The 15,403-nt window shown below is 57.9% G+C and carries 13 protein-coding genes, 4 tRNA genes and 2 other RNA genes; 3 read left to right on the top strand and 16 right to left on the bottom strand.

All coding sequences use genetic code 11. The annotated features are described in order from the left end of the window. Window positions 1-83 precede the first annotated feature (83 nt). Window positions 84-1,445 carry a signal recognition particle protein gene (ffh, locus tag KHA73_RS03840; protein WP_234589095.1) on the bottom strand — a complete coding sequence of 454 codons (1,362 nt, stop codon included), beginning with the start codon at window positions 1,443-1,445 and terminating at the stop codon, window positions 84-86. A gap of 169 nt (window positions 1,446-1,614) precedes the next feature. Between ffh and KHA73_RS03835 the strand changes: the two genes are divergently transcribed. Together KHA73_RS03835 and KHA73_RS03830 are read left to right on the top strand one after the other, a co-directional pair. Then, on the top strand, window positions 1,615-2,406 hold the full coding sequence (locus KHA73_RS03835; protein ID WP_004932506.1) for a cytochrome C assembly family protein: 792 nt from the start codon (window positions 1,615-1,617) through the stop codon (window positions 2,404-2,406). A 30-nt stretch (window positions 2,407-2,436) separates the two neighbouring features. Further along, window positions 2,437-3,726: an HlyC/CorC family transporter gene (locus tag KHA73_RS03830; RefSeq protein ID WP_234589093.1), complete on the top strand. Its 1,290-nt coding sequence runs from the start codon at window positions 2,437-2,439 to the stop codon at window positions 3,724-3,726. A 67-nt stretch (window positions 3,727-3,793) separates the two neighbouring features. Here the strand turns inward: KHA73_RS03830 and luxS are convergent, their stop codons facing one another. The 15 genes from luxS to pncC all read right to left on the bottom strand — a co-directional run bounded on the left by luxS (window position 3,794) and on the right by pncC (window position 13,765). Next, the gene (gene luxS, locus KHA73_RS03825; protein ID WP_020825287.1) at window positions 3,794-4,309 is read right to left on the bottom strand and encodes an S-ribosylhomocysteine lyase; all 516 of its coding nucleotides are present in this window, start codon (window positions 4,307-4,309) and stop codon (window positions 3,794-3,796) included. 166 nt (window positions 4,310-4,475) lie between these two features. Beyond that, window positions 4,476-6,038, bottom strand: coding sequence for a glutamate--cysteine ligase (gene gshA / locus KHA73_RS03820; protein ID WP_234589091.1), 1,563 nt, complete (start codon window positions 6,036-6,038; stop codon window positions 4,476-4,478). A gap of 81 nt (window positions 6,039-6,119) precedes the next feature. Continuing rightward, window positions 6,120-6,548: a YqaA family protein gene (locus KHA73_RS03815; protein WP_234589089.1), complete on the bottom strand. Its 429-nt coding sequence runs from the start codon at window positions 6,546-6,548 to the stop codon at window positions 6,120-6,122. After that, entirely contained in the window at window positions 6,545-7,111 is a 567-nt protein-coding gene (gene yqaB, locus KHA73_RS03810) for a fructose-1-phosphate/6-phosphogluconate phosphatase (protein ID WP_234589088.1), read from the bottom strand. Before yqaB ends, KHA73_RS03815 begins: the two co-directional genes overlap by 4 nt. A gap of 168 nt (window positions 7,112-7,279) precedes the next feature. Next, a non-coding RNA gene (locus KHA73_RS03805) (RtT sRNA) lies at window positions 7,280-7,399 on the bottom strand. A gap of 28 nt (window positions 7,400-7,427) precedes the next feature. Beyond that, window positions 7,428-7,547, bottom strand: a non-coding RNA gene (locus KHA73_RS03800) — RtT sRNA. Window positions 7,548-7,575: 28 nt separating this feature from the next. Beyond that, window positions 7,576-7,652 (bottom strand) — tRNA-Arg (locus KHA73_RS03795). Window positions 7,653-7,705: 53 nt separating this feature from the next. Further along, window positions 7,706-7,782 (bottom strand) — tRNA-Arg (locus KHA73_RS03790). A gap of 61 nt (window positions 7,783-7,843) precedes the next feature. Next, window positions 7,844-7,920 (bottom strand) — tRNA-Arg (locus KHA73_RS03785). Between the two features lie 3 nt (window positions 7,921-7,923). Then, window positions 7,924-8,016 (bottom strand) — tRNA-Ser (locus KHA73_RS03780). Window positions 8,017-8,326: 310 nt separating this feature from the next. Then, window positions 8,327-8,512 carry a carbon storage regulator CsrA gene (gene csrA, locus KHA73_RS03775; RefSeq protein ID WP_004091602.1) on the bottom strand — a complete coding sequence of 62 codons (186 nt, stop codon included), beginning with the start codon at window positions 8,510-8,512 and terminating at the stop codon, window positions 8,327-8,329. Window positions 8,513-8,764: 252 nt separating this feature from the next. Next, window positions 8,765-11,392: an alanine--tRNA ligase gene (gene alaS, locus KHA73_RS03770; protein ID WP_234589086.1), complete on the bottom strand. Its 2,628-nt coding sequence runs from the start codon at window positions 11,390-11,392 to the stop codon at window positions 8,765-8,767. A gap of 133 nt (window positions 11,393-11,525) precedes the next feature. Next, entirely contained in the window at window positions 11,526-12,038 is a 513-nt protein-coding gene (gene recX, locus KHA73_RS03765; protein ID WP_234589084.1) for a recombination regulator RecX, read from the bottom strand. 62 nt (window positions 12,039-12,100) lie between these two features. Then, window positions 12,101-13,165: a recombinase RecA gene (gene recA / locus KHA73_RS03760; protein ID WP_234589083.1), complete on the bottom strand. Its 1,065-nt coding sequence runs from the start codon at window positions 13,163-13,165 to the stop codon at window positions 12,101-12,103. A gap of 111 nt (window positions 13,166-13,276) precedes the next feature. Beyond that, window positions 13,277-13,765, bottom strand: coding sequence for a nicotinamide-nucleotide amidase (pncC, locus tag KHA73_RS03755; protein ID WP_234589081.1), 489 nt, complete (start codon window positions 13,763-13,765; stop codon window positions 13,277-13,279). Window positions 13,766-14,012: 247 nt separating this feature from the next. Here pncC and KHA73_RS03750 point away from each other — a divergent pair, with 247 nt between their 5' ends. Next, window positions 14,013-15,398 carry an MFS transporter gene (locus KHA73_RS03750; protein WP_234589079.1) on the top strand — a complete coding sequence of 462 codons (1,386 nt, stop codon included), beginning with the start codon at window positions 14,013-14,015 and terminating at the stop codon, window positions 15,396-15,398. Window positions 15,399-15,403: the final 5 nt, after the last annotated feature.

Genomic DNA, 15,403 nt, shown 5'->3' with positions numbered 1-15,403 from the left:
TTTGCAGCCAGTCAAATTTCGGGCAGTTTTCGCCGCGAACGGCGAATGCTTTAAGGCGCCAGCCCCCTCGAGGCCAGCGCCGGTCAGCGGCCCGGGAAGCCCGGCGGCATCATACCTTTCATGCCGCGCATCATCTTCGCCATCCCGCCTTTTTTCATCTTTTTCATCATGCGCTGCATTTCATCAAACTGCTTCAGCAAGCGGTTGACGTCCTGCACCTGCATACCGGAACCCATCGCGATGCGGCGCTTGCGCGATCCCTTGATGATTTCCGGCTTGGCGCGCTCTTTCAGCGTCATCGAATTGATGATGGCTTCCATGCGCACCAGAACCTTGTCGTCCATCTGCGATTTCACGTTATCCGGCAACTGACCGGCGCCAGGCAGCTTGCTCAGCATGCTCGCCATGCCGCCCATGTTGCGCATCTGCTTCAACTGCTCCAGGAAGTCGGTCAGATCGAAACCGTCGCCCTTTTTCAGCTTGTTGGCCAGCTTTTCCGCCTGTTCGCGGTCAACCTTGCTTTCGATATCTTCAATCAGCGACAGCACGTCGCCCATGCCCAGAATGCGCGACGCCACGCGATCCGGATGGAAAGGCTCCAGCGCGTCGGTCTTTTCGCCCACGCCGAGGAACTTGATCGGTTTGCCGGTGATGTGGCGAATAGACAGCGCGGCACCGCCGCGCGCGTCGCCGTCGACCTTGGTCAGCACCACGCCGGTCAGCGGCAGCGCTTCGTTAAAGGCCTTCGCGGTATTGGCGGCGTCCTGGCCGGTCATGGCGTCGACCACGAACAGGGTTTCCACCGGCTTGATCGCCGCGTGCACCTGTTTGATCTCGTCCATCATCGCTTCGTCGACGTGCAAACGGCCGGCGGTATCGACGATCAGCACGTCGTAGAACTTCAGCTTGGCCTGCTGCAGCGCGCGGTTGACGATGTCGATCGGCTTTTCTTTGACGTCAGACGGGAAGAAATCGATGCCAACGCCTTCCGCCAGCGTTTCCAGCTGCCTAATCGCCGCCGGGCGGTAAACGTCCGCAGACACCACCAGCACTTTTTTCTTCTGTTTTTCTTTCAGGAACTTGCCGAGCTTGGCGACGCTGGTGGTTTTACCGGCGCCCTGCAGGCCCGCCATCAGCACCACCGCCGGCGGCTGCGCCGCCAGGTTGAGCTCGGTGTTCACTTCGCCCATCGCGGCAATCAGCTCGCTCTTGACGATCTTGACGAATTCCTGCCCCGGCGTCAGGCTCTTGTTGACTTCATGGCCAACCGCGCTTTCTTTGACGCGGTTGATGAAGTCGCGAACCACCGGCAGCGCAACGTCCGCTTCCAGCAGCGCCATGCGCACTTCACGCAGGGTTTCCTTGATATTTTCTTCGGTCAGCCGCCCACGGCCGCTGATATTGCGCAGAGTGCGCGACAATCGATCGGTTAAATTTTCAAACATCGTCTCATGCTCAACGTGTAATGACAGGCCGCACTGGCGACACAATTGCGGCGATGATAACACGAAGTGGACAGGATCTCTGCCTCAGCGTTGGAGATCGGTTGGAGTGGAACGCGCGCAACGTTATACTGACAATCCAATTAACCACGCCGAAGCAAAATTAAACGCTATGCCAGTTTTCTCCATTGTGGCTTTGATGGCCTACCTGCTCAGCCTTGGACTGATTATTCCCAGCTTGTTGCGGAAGAACAGCGCATACCGTCGGCTTGCTCTCGTCTCGGCGGTGGTGGCGCTGATTTGCCACGCCATCGCGCTGCAGCAGCGCATTTTTGACGTCAGCGCCGGGCAAAACCTCAGCCTGCTGAATATCGGTTCGATCGTCAGCCTGATCATTTGCTCGGTGATGACCTTCGTCGCCTCGCGCGATCGCGGCTGGTTCCTGCTGCCGATCGTCTACAGCTTCGCGATGATCAACCTGGCGTTCGCCAGCTTTATGCCCGGCGAATTTATCACTCACCTGGAAGCCAGCCCGGAGCTGATGGTGCATATCGGCCTGGCGCTGTTCTCCTACGCCACGCTGATTATCGCCGCGCTGTATGCGCTGCAGCTGGCCTGGCTCGATTATCTGTTGAAGAACAAGAAGCTTACCTTCAGCGCCGATATGCCGCCGCTGATGAGCATCGAGCGCAAAATGTTTCACATCACCCAGATAGGCGTGGTGCTGCTGACGCTCACCCTGTGCACCGGCCTGCTTTATATGGATAACCTGTTCAGCAAAGAGAACGTGCACAAAGCCGTGCTGTCCATCATGGCGTGGTTCGTGTACATCGTGCTGCTGTGGGGCCATTATCATGAAGGTTGGCGCGGCCGCCGCGTCGTCTGGTTCAGCTTTGCCGGCGCCTTCCTGCTGACGCTCGCCTATTTCGGCAGCCGTCTGATTCAGCAGGTTATGGTGCGCTAAGCCCCTTTCCCCTACATAAGGAATACCGCGTTGGAGCACGTATCGACAGGGACCCTGATCATTATTCTGGTGATCATGATTGTGGTCTCAGCTTACTTCTCGGCCTCCGAAACCGGCATGATGACGCTCAACCGTTATCGCCTGCGCCACCTGTCCAAGCAGGGCAACCGCTCTGCCCGCCGGGTGGAAAAGCTGCTGCAAAAGCCCGATCGCCTGATAGGCCTGGTGCTTATCGGCAACAACCTGGTGAACATTCTCGCCTCGGCGTTGGCGACCATCGTCGGCATGCGGCTGTATGGCGACCTCGGGGTGGCGATCGCCACCGGCGTGCTGACCTTCGCCGTGCTGTTGTTCGCCGAGGTGCTGCCCAAAACCTTCGCCGCGCTCTACCCGGAGCGCATCGCCTTCCCCAGCAGCATGCTGCTGGCGCCGCTGCAAAAGGTGATGTTCCCGCTGGTCTGGTTGCTGAACGGCATCACCAGCCTGGTGCTGCGGCTGTTTGGCATCCGCACCAACGTGCGCATCAGCGACGCCGTCAGCAAGGACGAGCTGCGCACCATCGTGAAAGAGTCCCAGTCGCAAATTTCGCGCCGCAATCAGGACATGCTGATCTCGGTGCTGGATCTGGAAAAAGTGACGGTCGACGACATCATGGTGCCGCGCAATGAAATCGTCGGCATCGACGTCAACGACGACTGGAAGTCGATCATGCGCCAGCTCACCCATTCGCCGCACGGCCGCATCGTGCTGTACCGCAGCTCGCTGGACGACGCTATCGGCATGCTGCGGGTGCGTGAAGCCTATCGCCTGATGACCGAGAAAAAAGAGTTCAACAAAGAGAACCTGCTGCGCGCCGCCGATGAAATTTACTTTGTGCCCGAAGGCACGCCGCTCAACGTGCAGCTGGTGAAATTCCAGCGCAACAAAGAGAAGGTCGGTATCGTGGTCGACGAATACGGCGATATTCAGGGGCTGGTGACGGTGGAAGATATCCTTGAGGAGATCGTCGGCGACTTCACCACCTCGATGTCGCCAACGCTGGCGGAAGAGGTTAACCCGCAGAGCGACGGTTCGGTATTGATCGACGGCACCGCCAACGTGCGTGAGCTTAACAAAGCGTTCAACTGGAATCTGCCGGCTATAGAGGCCCGCACCATCAACGGCATGCTGCTGGAAGAGTTGGAAGAGATCCCGGAGATCGGCACCCGGGTGCGCGTCGGCCATTACGAAGTGGAAATCCTCGACGTGCAGGAAAACATGATCAAGCAGGTGCGTGTAACGCCAATCAAACCGCTGCAGTCCAGCGTAGAAAACCACTGACCGGCAGCCAAAAAGAAAAAAGACGCGAATATCGCGTCTTTTTTTATCGCTGCTTTCCGGCGGCAGGCTAGATGTGCAGTTCCTGCAGTTTCTCTTTAGGCAGCGCCAGCTCTTCGTTGTGGTTCACCACCACGTCGTGGTCGAGAATGTGCTTGGCGATTTCCTGCGCCTCTTCCAGCGAGTGCATATGGTAAGTGCCGCACTGGAACTCGTTCAGCTCGGGAATTTTACGTTGGTCGGTCACCTTCAGCACGTCGGCCATCGCCGCTTTCCAGGCATCGGCAACGCGTTGCTCTTCCGGCACGCCGATCAGGCTCATGTAGAAGCCGGTGCGGCAGCCCATCGGGGAGATATCGATAATCTCAACGCCCTGCCCGTTCAGATGGTCACGCATAAAGCCGGCAAACAGGTGTTCCAGCGTATGAATGCCGCGCTCAGGCATCACTTCCAGGTTCGGGCGACAAAAGCGCAGATCGAACACGGTGATGGTATCGCCATGAGGAGTTTTCATGGTTTTCGCGACGCGGACAGCCGGGGCTGCCATGCGGGTATGGTCTACGGTAAAGCTATCCAGCAGTGGCATTTCGTTACCTCCTCGTAAAAGAGTATTTATTTCGAAACTTTTTTATCTAACCAGGAAACCTTTTCCAACCCAGCGAGTCTGAGTATGTGAAAGACGCGCATTTGTTATCATCATCCCTGTCATCAGAGATGCATATTTGGCCACATTGATGTGGCCTTTTTCTTTTTCAGCTCCCGCCGTTCTGCTTCAGGAACTCTTCAAAGCTTAGCGTATCGCCGGCTTCTATGTCGCGCTGACGTTGCCATGAGGCTTCCTGCTCTTTGGCCAGCTCGGCTTCGTTCAGGATTTCCAGCGGCTCTTCGATCAGCATTTTGCGGTATTGCTCCGCCAGCTCCAGCCCGACGCGGCCAGTGCCCTCTTCCTTCATCGCTTTCAGAATACGCGCCGAGAAGGTCAGATCGGGATCGTCAAACGCCGCGACCAGTTCGTCGCAAACCTGCTGGTACTGCCGATCGCCGGCTTCGCCATCCAGCACTTCCGCCACGCGGCGCAGATCGTCGAACAGCGCCTTGCCCACTTTATCCAGCGGTTCGCGGCTGTCGTCGCAGCCGATGCCGATGGTCTGGCCCGGTTTGCGCCCTTCCAGGATCACCCGGTTCCAGTTTTGACGCGTGCACAGCAGCTCTTCGCTGTTCATCTCCGGCGCATCCGCCAGAACGCACCACACCAGGAACAGGTCCAGGAAGCGCGCCTGCACCGCATCCACGCCGATAGGCGAGAACGGGTTGATGTCCAGCGAACGGACCTCGATATATTCGATACCGCCGCGCAGCAACGCATCTGACGGCGTCTCGCCGCTTTTGGTCACGCGCTTCGGCCGGATCGGCGCATACAGCTCGTTCTCAATCTGCAGCACGTTGCTGTTCAACTGCAGGTAACGATCGCCGTCCTTCACGCCCAGCTGGGCGAACTCTTCGGATGGCGTCACTATCGCCCGCTTCAGTCCCGCCACATAGGTGTGCAAATCGTTAAAGGTAATGCCCAGATTGCTCTGCGATTTGTTGGTGTAGCCGAGATCGCTCAGGCGCAGCGAGGTGGCGTACGGCAGGTAACACATGCCCTGCTCGGTACGTTCGAACGGCAGATTGGTCTCGCGCCCTTTCAGGAACGAAGAACAGATCGCCGGCGAAGCGCCGAACAGATACGGAATCACCCAGCCAAACCGATAGTAGTTGCGGATCAGGCGGAAATAGCCCGCAGAGATCTGCTCTTTGCCGCTCTCTGCGTCCTCCACGCCTGCCCACGCCTGCCAAAACTCCAGCGGCAGCGAGAAGTTGTAATGCACGCCGGAGATGGTCTGCATCAGCGCGCCGTAGCGGTTCTTCAAGCCCTCGCGGTACAACGTCTTCATACGCCCGATGTTCGACGAACCGAACTGGGCCAGCTCAATATCCTGCTCGGCCTCGATAAAGCACGGCATGCTGAGCGGCCACATGCGTTCCTCGCCCAGGTTACGCGCCACATAGCGGTGGATATCGCGCAGGAAAGTCAGCAGATGGTCGAGATTGTCATCAACCGGCGTAATAAACTCTAACAGCGCCTCGGCAAAGTCTGTGGTGATCCAGTGGTGCGTTAATGCCGCCCCCAACTTTTCCGGATGTCCGGTCGTCGCCAGCGTACCGTCGGGAGTGACTCGCAGCGTTTCACGCTCGATGCCGCGACGGATGCCTTTTAATGCCTGGGGATGGGCTTCCAACCAAGAAAGCGCCTGTGATACGTCCGGGATCAAATTGACCTCCCGCTCTAAAAACGATAACTCGTAAGCATACTGAATCCGCTCCCAAGAGAATATTGACTTATATTCACTTGGTTAATGCCACCAGGCGATTCCCTGTACCGTTACCATAGCCAAGATAATGTAACGCAACGCCTTTCCGATACACAGAAACAGCGCGACAGAGCCCCAGGGCATGCGCAGCCAACCTGCCAACACGCACAACAAATCGCCCACTACCGGCACCCAACTGAGCAACAGCGCAGCCGGGCCAAAGCGTTGCAACCACCCGAGCGCCGTTTCCAGCCCCCGTTGAGGTTTCAACGCCGGTAACAGGCGCCCGATAATGACATTGGTCAACCCGCCGAGGGTATTGCCCAAGGTCGCGGCCAGCACCAGCAACTCCGGTGAACCGCGGCCGTTGGCCAGCAAGGCGACCAAAACAACCTCTGAATTTCCCGGCAGCAGCGTCGCACTAAGGAAACTGCTGCCGAACAACGACAGTACGGCTAGCGTACTACTCACAGCGTACGGACGTCTACCACGGCCATATTGGCGCTTTTCGCCGCCTGAATACCGAAGTCCGCGTCTTCAAACACTACGCATTTCTCCGGCGGCACGCCTATCAGTTCGGCACAGCGCAGAAAGGTGTCCGGTTCCGGCTTATGGCGCTGTACGTCATCGGCGCCGACGATGGCGTCGAAGCAGTTAAGCAGCCCCAGGTGGCGCAGCAGGGTTTCCACCATGCGGTGTTCGCTGCCGGTGCCTACCGCCATTGGCCGGCGGCCGTGATAAGCCTTGACGACCTCAATCAGTGGCAATGGGCGCACGCTGTCCAGCAGCATCGCCTCCACCGCACGGGTTTTTTCTGCGGCCAAATGATGGGGATCGAGATCGGCCTGATGGCTGGCGATGATCGCCTGAGCGATGCGCCAGGTTGGGGAACCGCTGAGCGCCACCATGGCCGCCTCATCAAACGTCATACCGTAACGGGACAGCACCTCACGCCACGCTTTGCGGTGCGTAGGCTCGGTGTCAAGAATAGTGCCGTCCATGTCGAAAATAAGACCCTGATAGCGGTCGTACATCGTTACTCCATGATCGTTGAGGAAAGAAAACTACTTTAGCGTAAAGCCGGTAGGTTGTCGCTGACTGCGTAATGGCGGAATGTGCTCTGGAGATGACGGGAGAAAGAGGCTGATATTGCACGGGGAAACCGGAAAGCGAAAAACCCGCCGAAGCGGGTTTTTCTTAGATGGTGCATCCAGGAGGATGATTCGGCTGCGCCTCTCCCTGCGGGCCGTTGCTGAAGCAACGTTGTCTCGCTACGCTCGGCTCGAACCTCCAACCGCTCTCCTCGCGGTCGGAAAAGCGAAAAACCCGCCGGAGCGGGTTTTTCTTAGATGGTGCATCCAGGAGGATGATTCGGCTGCGCCTCTCCCTACGGGCCGTTGCTGAAGCAACGTTGTCTCGCTACGCTCGGCTCGAACCTCCAACCGCTCTCCTCGCGGTCGGAAAAGCGAAAAACCCGCCGAAGCGGGTTTTTCTTAGATGGTGCATCCAGGAGGATTCGAACCTCCGACCGCTCGGTTCGTAGCCGAGTACTCTATCCAGCTGAGCTATGGATGCAGTCTATTTGTTACAGCGAATGATTTCGTTCCGTGAAACATCACTTGAAAGAATGGTGCATCCAGGAGGATTCGAACCTCCGACCGCTCGGTTCGTAGCCGAGTACTCTATCCAGCTGAGCTATGGATGCACAGGAATTCTTTTTTGATACCGTATGGTACGTTGTTACTACCCCACCATACTGCAAAATATGGTGCATCCAGGAGGATTCGAACCTCCGACCGCTCGGTTCGTAGCCGAGTACTCTATCCAGCTGAGCTATGGATGCAAATGGCGGTGAGGCGGGGATTCGAACCCCGGATGCAGCTTTTGACCGCATACTCCCTTAGCAGGGGAGCGCCTTCAGCCTCTCGGCCACCTCACCATACGCTTCTTGCGAATTGTGCCTAACTTGCTTTGGAGAAGCTCATCGGCACTGCGTGGCGCACATATTACTTTCTCCGACTTGTAAGTCAAACAATTTTTCCCAACTCATGCGCGTTTGCACAATTCACGTCCAACATGGGCGATTTCACGGCAAAAAGGGTGTTTTATCAACAGGCAACCGCAGGGATACCGCAACAAAGCGAGAAACAAACCGGGGGAAAATAACGAAGAGAAAAATGGGAAACTGATGGGATGGGCACAAAAAAGCGCAGTAGCGTCTCGCTGAGCAACGAGACGCTGCTTCGAAATCAGTAAGTCGTCTGTTGAGACTTCTCTGCCTGAATGCGCTGATAGATTTCTTCGCGGTGCACAGACACCTCTTTGGGGGCATTCACACCAATACGCACCTGGTTGCCTTTTACCCCTAGCACTGTGACCGTGACCTCATCGCCAATCATGAGGGTTTCACCAACTCGACGAGTCAGAATTAACATTCTTTGCTCCTTGAAAGATTAAAAGAGTCGGGTCTCTCAGTTTCCCCGTCATTATCCATCATATGTTGTGAAAACGTAAGCCATGTAACCCACAATAAGTGTAAGCAGACTTGGTCTCACCTCAGATAATGATAAGTTTAGCCGACCTGAAAAACTTTGTTCCCGCAATTGTAACTAAATTGTGTTAGCACAGTTTAAAAACGCCATAACTGACAAAGAGTTATGGCGTTTACGCATGCTATTTATTTATATTCACAGCTTCGAGGCCACCCAGGCTTCTACGCTGTTTAACGCCGCCGGCAGGGCACTGACATCGGTTCCCCCCGCCTGCGCCATATCCGGGCGGCCACCGCCCTTACCGCCTACCTGCTGCGCTACGTTGCCGATCAGCTCCCCGGCTTTCACCCGGTCAGTCAGATCCTTGGTCACGCCGGCAATCAGGCTAACCTTATCATCAGCGGTAGTGGCCAGCACGATGATGGCTGAACCCAGCTGATTTTTCAGATCATCCACCATAGTGCGCAGCATTTTAGCCTCAACGTTATCCAATTGGCTGACCAACAGCTTCACGCCGTTAACCACTTTAGCCTGGCTGGACAAGGACGCGCTTTCCTGCGCCGCCTGTTGATCCTTCAGCTGTTGCAGCTCTTTTTCCAACGCGCGGGTGCGATCGAGCACCGCACGCACCTTATCGGTCAGATTGTTGCTGTCGCCTTTCACCAGGTGAGCAACATCCTGCAACAGATCGTTTTGTTGGTGCAACGTGGCGATGGCGCCTTCGCCGGTCACCGCTTCAATACGGCGAATGCCCGCCGCCGTGCCGGATTCGGTCAGGATGCGGAACAGGCCGATATCACCGGTGCGGCTGGCGTGGGTGCCGCCACAGAGTTCGGTGGAGAAGTCGCCCATCGTCAGCACGCGCACGTTGTCGTCGTACTTCTCACCGAACAGCGCCATCGCGCCCTTCTCTTTGGCATCGTCCAGCGCCATCACTTCGGTTTGTACCGGCAGGTTGCGACGCACCTGCTCGTTCACCAGGTCTTCCACCGCGCGGATTTGTTCCGGCTTCATCGCTTCAAAATGCGAGAAGTCGAAACGCAGGTATTTGTCGTTAACCAGCGAGCCTTTCTGCGCCACGTGCTCGCCCAGCGTCTGGCGCAGAGCGGCGTGCAACAGGTGAGTCGCCGAGTGGTTCAGGCGAATGCGGTTGCGGCGCTCGGTGTCGATCTGCGCATCAACGCGGTCCTTCACCTTCAGCGACCCCTGCGACAACTTGCCCTGATGGCCGATAGCCTGGCCGTATTTCTGGGTGTCGCTCACCACAAAGTCGGCGCCGGCGGCTTTCAGCACGCCCTTGTCGCCCACCTGGCCGCCGGACTCGCCGTAGAATGGCGTCTCATCCAGCACCACTACCGCTTCTTCACCGGCGTTGATCTGCTCCACCGGCTGGCCGTCGCGGAACAGCGCGATTACCGTCGCCTGCTGCTCTTCGTGGTCATAGCCGCTGAACTGGCTGCTGCCGTCCACGCGTATCATGCTGTTATAGTCGGCGCCAAAGCCGCTGGATTCGCGCGCACGGCGGCGCTGCGCTTCCATCGCCTGTTCGAAGCCGGCTTCGTCAACCTTCAGGCCGCGCTCGCGGCAGACATCGGCGGTCAGATCGACCGGGAAACCGAAGGTGTCGTACAGACGGAAAGCGGTTTCGCCATCCAGGGTATCGCCTTTCAGGTTAGCCAGCTCTTCGTCCAACAGCGCCAGGCCGCGTTCCAGCGTACGGGCGAACTGCTCTTCTTCGGTTTTCAGCACCTGCTCCACCAGCGACTGCTGGCGCTTCAATTCGTCTGCGGCCGGGCCCATCACTTCAATCAGCGGTGCCACCAGCTTGTAGAAGAAGGTGTCTTTCGCACCCAGCATGTTGCCGTGACGGATCGCGCGGCGAATGATGCGGCGCAGCACATAGCCGCGGTTTTCGTTCGACGGGATCACGCCGTCAGACACCAGGAAGGCGCAGGAACGGATATGGTCGGCAATAACGCGCAGGGATTTGTTGTCCAGATCGGTCGCGCCGGTCACTTTCGCCACTGCGGCGATCAGCGTGCGGAACAGGTCAATCTCATAGTTGGAGTTGACGTGCTGCAGCACCGCGGCGATACGCTCGAGGCCCATGCCGGTATCTACCGAAGGCTTCGGCAGCGGCAGCATGGTACCGTCGGACTGGCGGTTAAACTGCATGAAGACGATGTTCCAGATCTCGATGTAGCGATCGCCGTCTTCTTCCGCGCTGCCCGGAGGGCCACCCCAGATGTGGTCGCCGTGATCGTAGAAGATCTCGGTGCACGGGCCGCACGGGCCGGTATCGCCCATCTGCCAGAAGTTGTCGGAAGCAAAGGCACCGCCTTTGTTATCGCCGATGCGGATAATGCGCTCAGCCGGCACGCCGATCTGTTTCTGCCAGATGTCGAAGGCTTCGTCATCGGTTTCATAGACGGTGACCCACAGCTTTTCTTTTGGCAGGTTGAACCAGTTCTCACCGGTCAGCAGTTCCCAGGCGTAGCTGATAGCGTCATGCTTGAAGTAGTCGCCGAAGCTGAAGTTGCCCAGCATTTCAAAGAAGGTGTGGTGACGTGCGGTATACCCGACGTTCTCCAGATCGTTATGCTTGCCGCCCGCACGCACGCACCGCTGCGAGGTGGTCGCTCGGGAATAGGCGCGCTTATCCAGCCCCAGGAAAACATCTTTAAATTGGTTCATGCCGGCATTGGTAAACAGCAATGTCGGATCATTGTTAGGCACCAGGGAGCTGCTTGCTACAACCTGATGACCCTTACTATGAAAGAAATCGAGAAACGCTTGACGGATCTCAGCGGTGCTCTTGCTCATAATTTTCCCGGAAAGGCTAGAATAACGACACGTGAGCAAGAAGCGCGACATCCTAACGATATCCGCTAGCTCACGAACAAAAAGTGGGGATAAGATAAATTTTCTTCAGAGGGAAGTAAAACCCCGTGTGCGCTCATTGCGCAAAATCACGGTAAATTGACTGAATTTCTTCCTGGAAGAAGCCGCGGTAGAGCAGATAACGCTGCACTTTCGCCTTCTCTTTCCAGTCTGTCGGCAAGGCATCGCCAAATTTCCGCTGCGCAACCTGTTTGGCCTGTTCACACCAGTCGATATCGCAATCCGCCAGCGCTGCCTGCACTTGCTCTTTATCCACGCCCTTTTGGGCTAACTCAGAACGGATGCGCTGTGCGCCGTACCCTTTGCGGCTGCGGCTGCCGATATAGCTGCGGGCGAAACGTGAATCATCCAGCCAGTTATGCTGGTAGCAGTAAGCGATCACCTGTTCGATAACGGCGGGATCGATGGGCTCTTCGGCAATTGGCGCCGGGTGCGGTGCATTCGGCGTTTTGCTGCCGAATCTGGCTTTCGCCATAAATGGCTGCGCCGCAAGCTTGCGGCGCAGTTCAGCTTCACTATGATCGCGTTGCGACAGCAGGCGCATGGCGCGGCTTAGCAAGTCATTCATCATTCAAGCCTGATTAGTCTGGATGCGTGCGCCCCACCAAGGCGGCGCACGATCGTCAGCGATTAGAACTGCTCGCTGGTTTCCGCTTCGTCATCACCGAAGTCGTCATCGGCGGCGGCAACCAGTTCGCCGGTGTTGTGCAGCAGCAGGTCACGCAGTTTCTTGTCCAGTTCGGCGGCGATGGCCGGGTTTTCTTTCAGGAAGTTACAGGCGTTCGCCTTGCCCTGGCCGATTTTCTCGCCGTTGTAGCTGTACCAGGCGCCGGCTTTCTCGATCATCTTGTGCTTAACGCCCAGGTCGACCAGTTCGCCGCGGCTGTTGATGCCTTCACCGTACATGATTTGGAACTCAGCCTGCTTGAACGGCGCGGCAATTTTGTTTTTCACCACTTTCACGCGGGTTTCGCTGCCCACCACTTCATCGCCTTCTTTGATGGCGCCGATGCGGCGGATATCCAGACGAACGGAGGCGTAGAACTTCAGGGCGTTACCGCCGGTGGTGGTTTCCGGGTTGCCGAACATCACGCCGATCTTCATGCGGATTTGGTTGATGAAAATCAGCAGGGTATTGGCGTTCTTCAGGTTACCGGCCAGCTTACGCATCGCCTGGCTCATCATACGCGCCGCCAGACCCATGTGCGAGTCGCCGATTTCGCCTTCGATTTCCGCCTTCGGCGTCAGCGCCGCCACGGAGTCGACGATGATCACGTCGACCGCGCCGGAGCGGGTCAGCGCATCACAGATTTCCAGCGCCTGCTCACCGGTGTCCGGCTGGGAACACAGCAGGTTGTCGATGTCGACGCCCAGCTTCTTGGCGTAGATCGGGTCCAGCGCATGCTCGGCGTCGATGAACGCACAGGTTTTGCCTTCGCGCTGCGCGGCGGCGATAACCTGCAGCGTCAGGGTAGTTTTACCGGAAGATTCCGGGCCATAGATCTCGACGATACGGCCCATCGGCAAACCGCCGGCGCCCAGCGCGATATCGAGTGACAGTGAGCCGGTGGAGATCGTTTCCACGTCCATGGAGCGGTCTTCACCCAGACGCATGATGGAGCCTTTGCCGAACTGTTTCTCAATCTGGCCCAGTGCCGCAGCTAACGCCTTTTGCTTGTTCTCATCAATAGCCATTTTTGCTCCTCGTTTCGCAATGCCGGTGTTACCCCACACTGCCACTGAATGTATGTTGTGCAGGAAATGTCGCTAATTATACTGTATGGTCATACAGTATCAAGCCTAATTTTACAAAAATTCGTCAATGGCGGTCTGCAGCGCGAAAATCGTCGCCTGAAGCCGCACCGCATCGCGATCGCCGGTAAATTGCACTTTGCGCGCCAGCACCCTGCCCACGCCGTCGGCAAAGCCGAACCACACCGTGCCTACCGGTTTTTCCTCGCTGCCGCCGTCCGGGCCGGCGATGCCGCTCACCGAAAGCGCCAGATCGGCCCGCGCCGCATGCAGCGCCCCTACCGCCATCTCGCGTACCACCGCCTCGCTGACCGCGCCGTGGGCCGCCAGCGTGCCTTCCGCCACGCCCAGCAGATCGTGCTTGGCCGCATTGCTGTAGGTCACGAACCCGCGATCAAAATAGGCAGAACTGCCGGCGATATCGGTGATGGCCTTGGCGATGCCGCCGCCGGTGCAAGATTCCGCACAGGTGATCCAGCGGCCGTTGGCCTTCAGTTTTTCCCCCGCCAGAATGCCGAGTTGGCGCAGTTGGCTTTCACTCATAACCCCTCCTTCGCGAATCAGGTATATGCGCCCGATAGTAGCATTTATCAAGCCGGCCAGAAGAACCGCCGTCAGAAATGCACGGCACCGCGCAAGTGCTGCGGTTTTAAGCGCCCGACCAAGCTGCTAGTATCAAGGAAGGCGCCCCGTTCAGGAGGAGAAGCGTCAACACAAGGAATATCACAGGGGCTGCGCGCCGCCGGCGGAGGCAGCCCAGGGCGCATCAGACCGAAATTAGGATGATAGAGTGAAAAAAACGTTAGGCGTATTCTTTCCGTTATACACCACCACCCTGCTGCTGCTGCTGGGTTCGGGCCTGCTCACCACCTACGTCTCGCTGCGCCTGACCTCCGCCCACGTCAGCAGCGCGCTGATCGGCGCCATCATCGCCGCCAACTACATTGGCCTGGTGATCGGCGGCAAGGTCGGCCACTTTCTGATTGCCCGCGTCGGCCATATCCGCGCCTATGTCGCCTGCGCCGGCATTATCACCGCCGCAGTGCTGGGCCATGGCCTGACGGATTATATTCCTGTCTGGGTGATGCTGCGTCTGATTATCGGCCTGTGCATGATGTGCCAGTTTATGGTGCTGGAAAGCTGGCTCAACGATCAGTCGGAATCCAACCAGCGCGGCATGGTGTTCGGCTTTTATATGGCGGCGACCTACCTCGGCATGTCGCTGGGCCAGGTGGTGCTGATGCTGCAGAGCAATCTGGGCATCACCACCCTGCTGGTGATCGCGCTGTGCTTCGCGCTGTGCCTGGTGCCGATCGCCCTTACCACCCGCACCAATGCCCGCCATATGTCGCCGGCGCCGATGGAGCTGCGCTATTTTGTCGGCGCCATTCCCAAGGTGCTGGCCACCACGTTGGTGATCGGCATGGTAGTGGGATCGTTTTACGGCCTGGCGCCGGTCTACGCCAGCCTGCAAACGCTGAGCACCCAGCAGACCGGCCTGTTCATGGCGATTTCGATTTTTGCCGGGCTGGTGGCGCAGTTCCCGCTCAGTTGGCTGTCGGATCGCTACAACCGCACCCTGCTGATGCGCATCAACGCCATTTTACTGATCGTGGCGGCGCTGCCGCTGGCGCTGGTGCCGCACATCGATTTTCCGGTGTTGCTGGCGGTCGGCTTTATCGTCAGCATGTTGCAGTTCACGCTCTACCCGCTGGTGGTGGCGCTGGCCAATGATTTGATCGAACCGGAGCGCCGCGTCTCGCTGGCGGCTTGTCTGCTGATGGCGTTCGGCGTCGGCGCCAGTATCGGCCCGCTGGCGGTCGGCGCACTGATCCAGCCGCTGGGCGGCAATATCCTCTATGCGTTCTTCGCACTGTGCGGCGTGCTGCTGGTCACCTTCAGCCGGACGGTGAAGCAGGACGAATCTCAGTTCGTGCAGGATGCGCCGGTACCGCATATTCCGCTGCCGGACAGCCTGGCCAGTTCACCGCTGTCGCCGGCGCTGAACCCGACCTTCGATGAACAGATCATCCACGACACTATGCCGCCACCGGAAGCGGCGCCCGATCCAGAGGATCCGCCGGCGGCTGAAGCAGCGGAAAACGACGAACTGCAGCCCCAGGGCGCCGATCCCGACGAAGACACCGGTCTGAAAAAGGCGCACGCCATGCTGTAAAAAGG

Origin of the sequence: Serratia entomophila, from assembly GCF_021462285.1 — a bacterium.
GTDB classification, from domain to species: Bacteria; Pseudomonadota; Gammaproteobacteria; order Enterobacterales; family Enterobacteriaceae; genus Serratia; species Serratia entomophila.
This window is presented reverse-complemented; position numbering and strand designations above follow the sequence as displayed.

Bases quoted from the DNA above. Each gene is read 5' to 3' on its own strand.
- ffh (WP_234589095.1), bottom strand. From the start codon at position 1,445: ATGTTTGAAAATTTAACCGATCGATTGTCGCGCACTCTGCGCAATATC.
- KHA73_RS03835 (WP_004932506.1), top strand. From the start codon at position 1,615: ATGCCAGTTTTCTCCATTGTGGCTTTGATGGCCTACCTGCTCAGCCTT.
- luxS (WP_020825287.1), bottom strand. From the start codon at position 4,309: ATGCCACTGCTGGATAGCTTTACCGTAGACCATACCCGCATGGCAGCC.
- yqaB (WP_234589088.1), bottom strand. From the start codon at position 7,111: ATGTACGACCGCTATCAGGGTCTTATTTTCGACATGGACGGCACTATT.
- csrA (WP_004091602.1), bottom strand. From the start codon at position 8,512: ATGTTAATTCTGACTCGTCGAGTTGGTGAAACCCTCATGATTGGCGAT.
- alaS (WP_234589086.1), bottom strand. From the start codon at position 11,392: ATGAGCAAGAGCACCGCTGAGATCCGTCAAGCGTTTCTCGATTTCTTT.
- recX (WP_234589084.1), bottom strand. From the start codon at position 12,038: ATGAATGACTTGCTAAGCCGCGCCATGCGCCTGCTGTCGCAACGCGAT.
- recA (WP_234589083.1), bottom strand. From the start codon at position 13,165: ATGGCTATTGATGAGAACAAGCAAAAGGCGTTAGCTGCGGCACTGGGC.
- pncC (WP_234589081.1), bottom strand. From the start codon at position 13,765: ATGAGTGAAAGCCAACTGCGCCAACTCGGCATTCTGGCGGGGGAAAAA.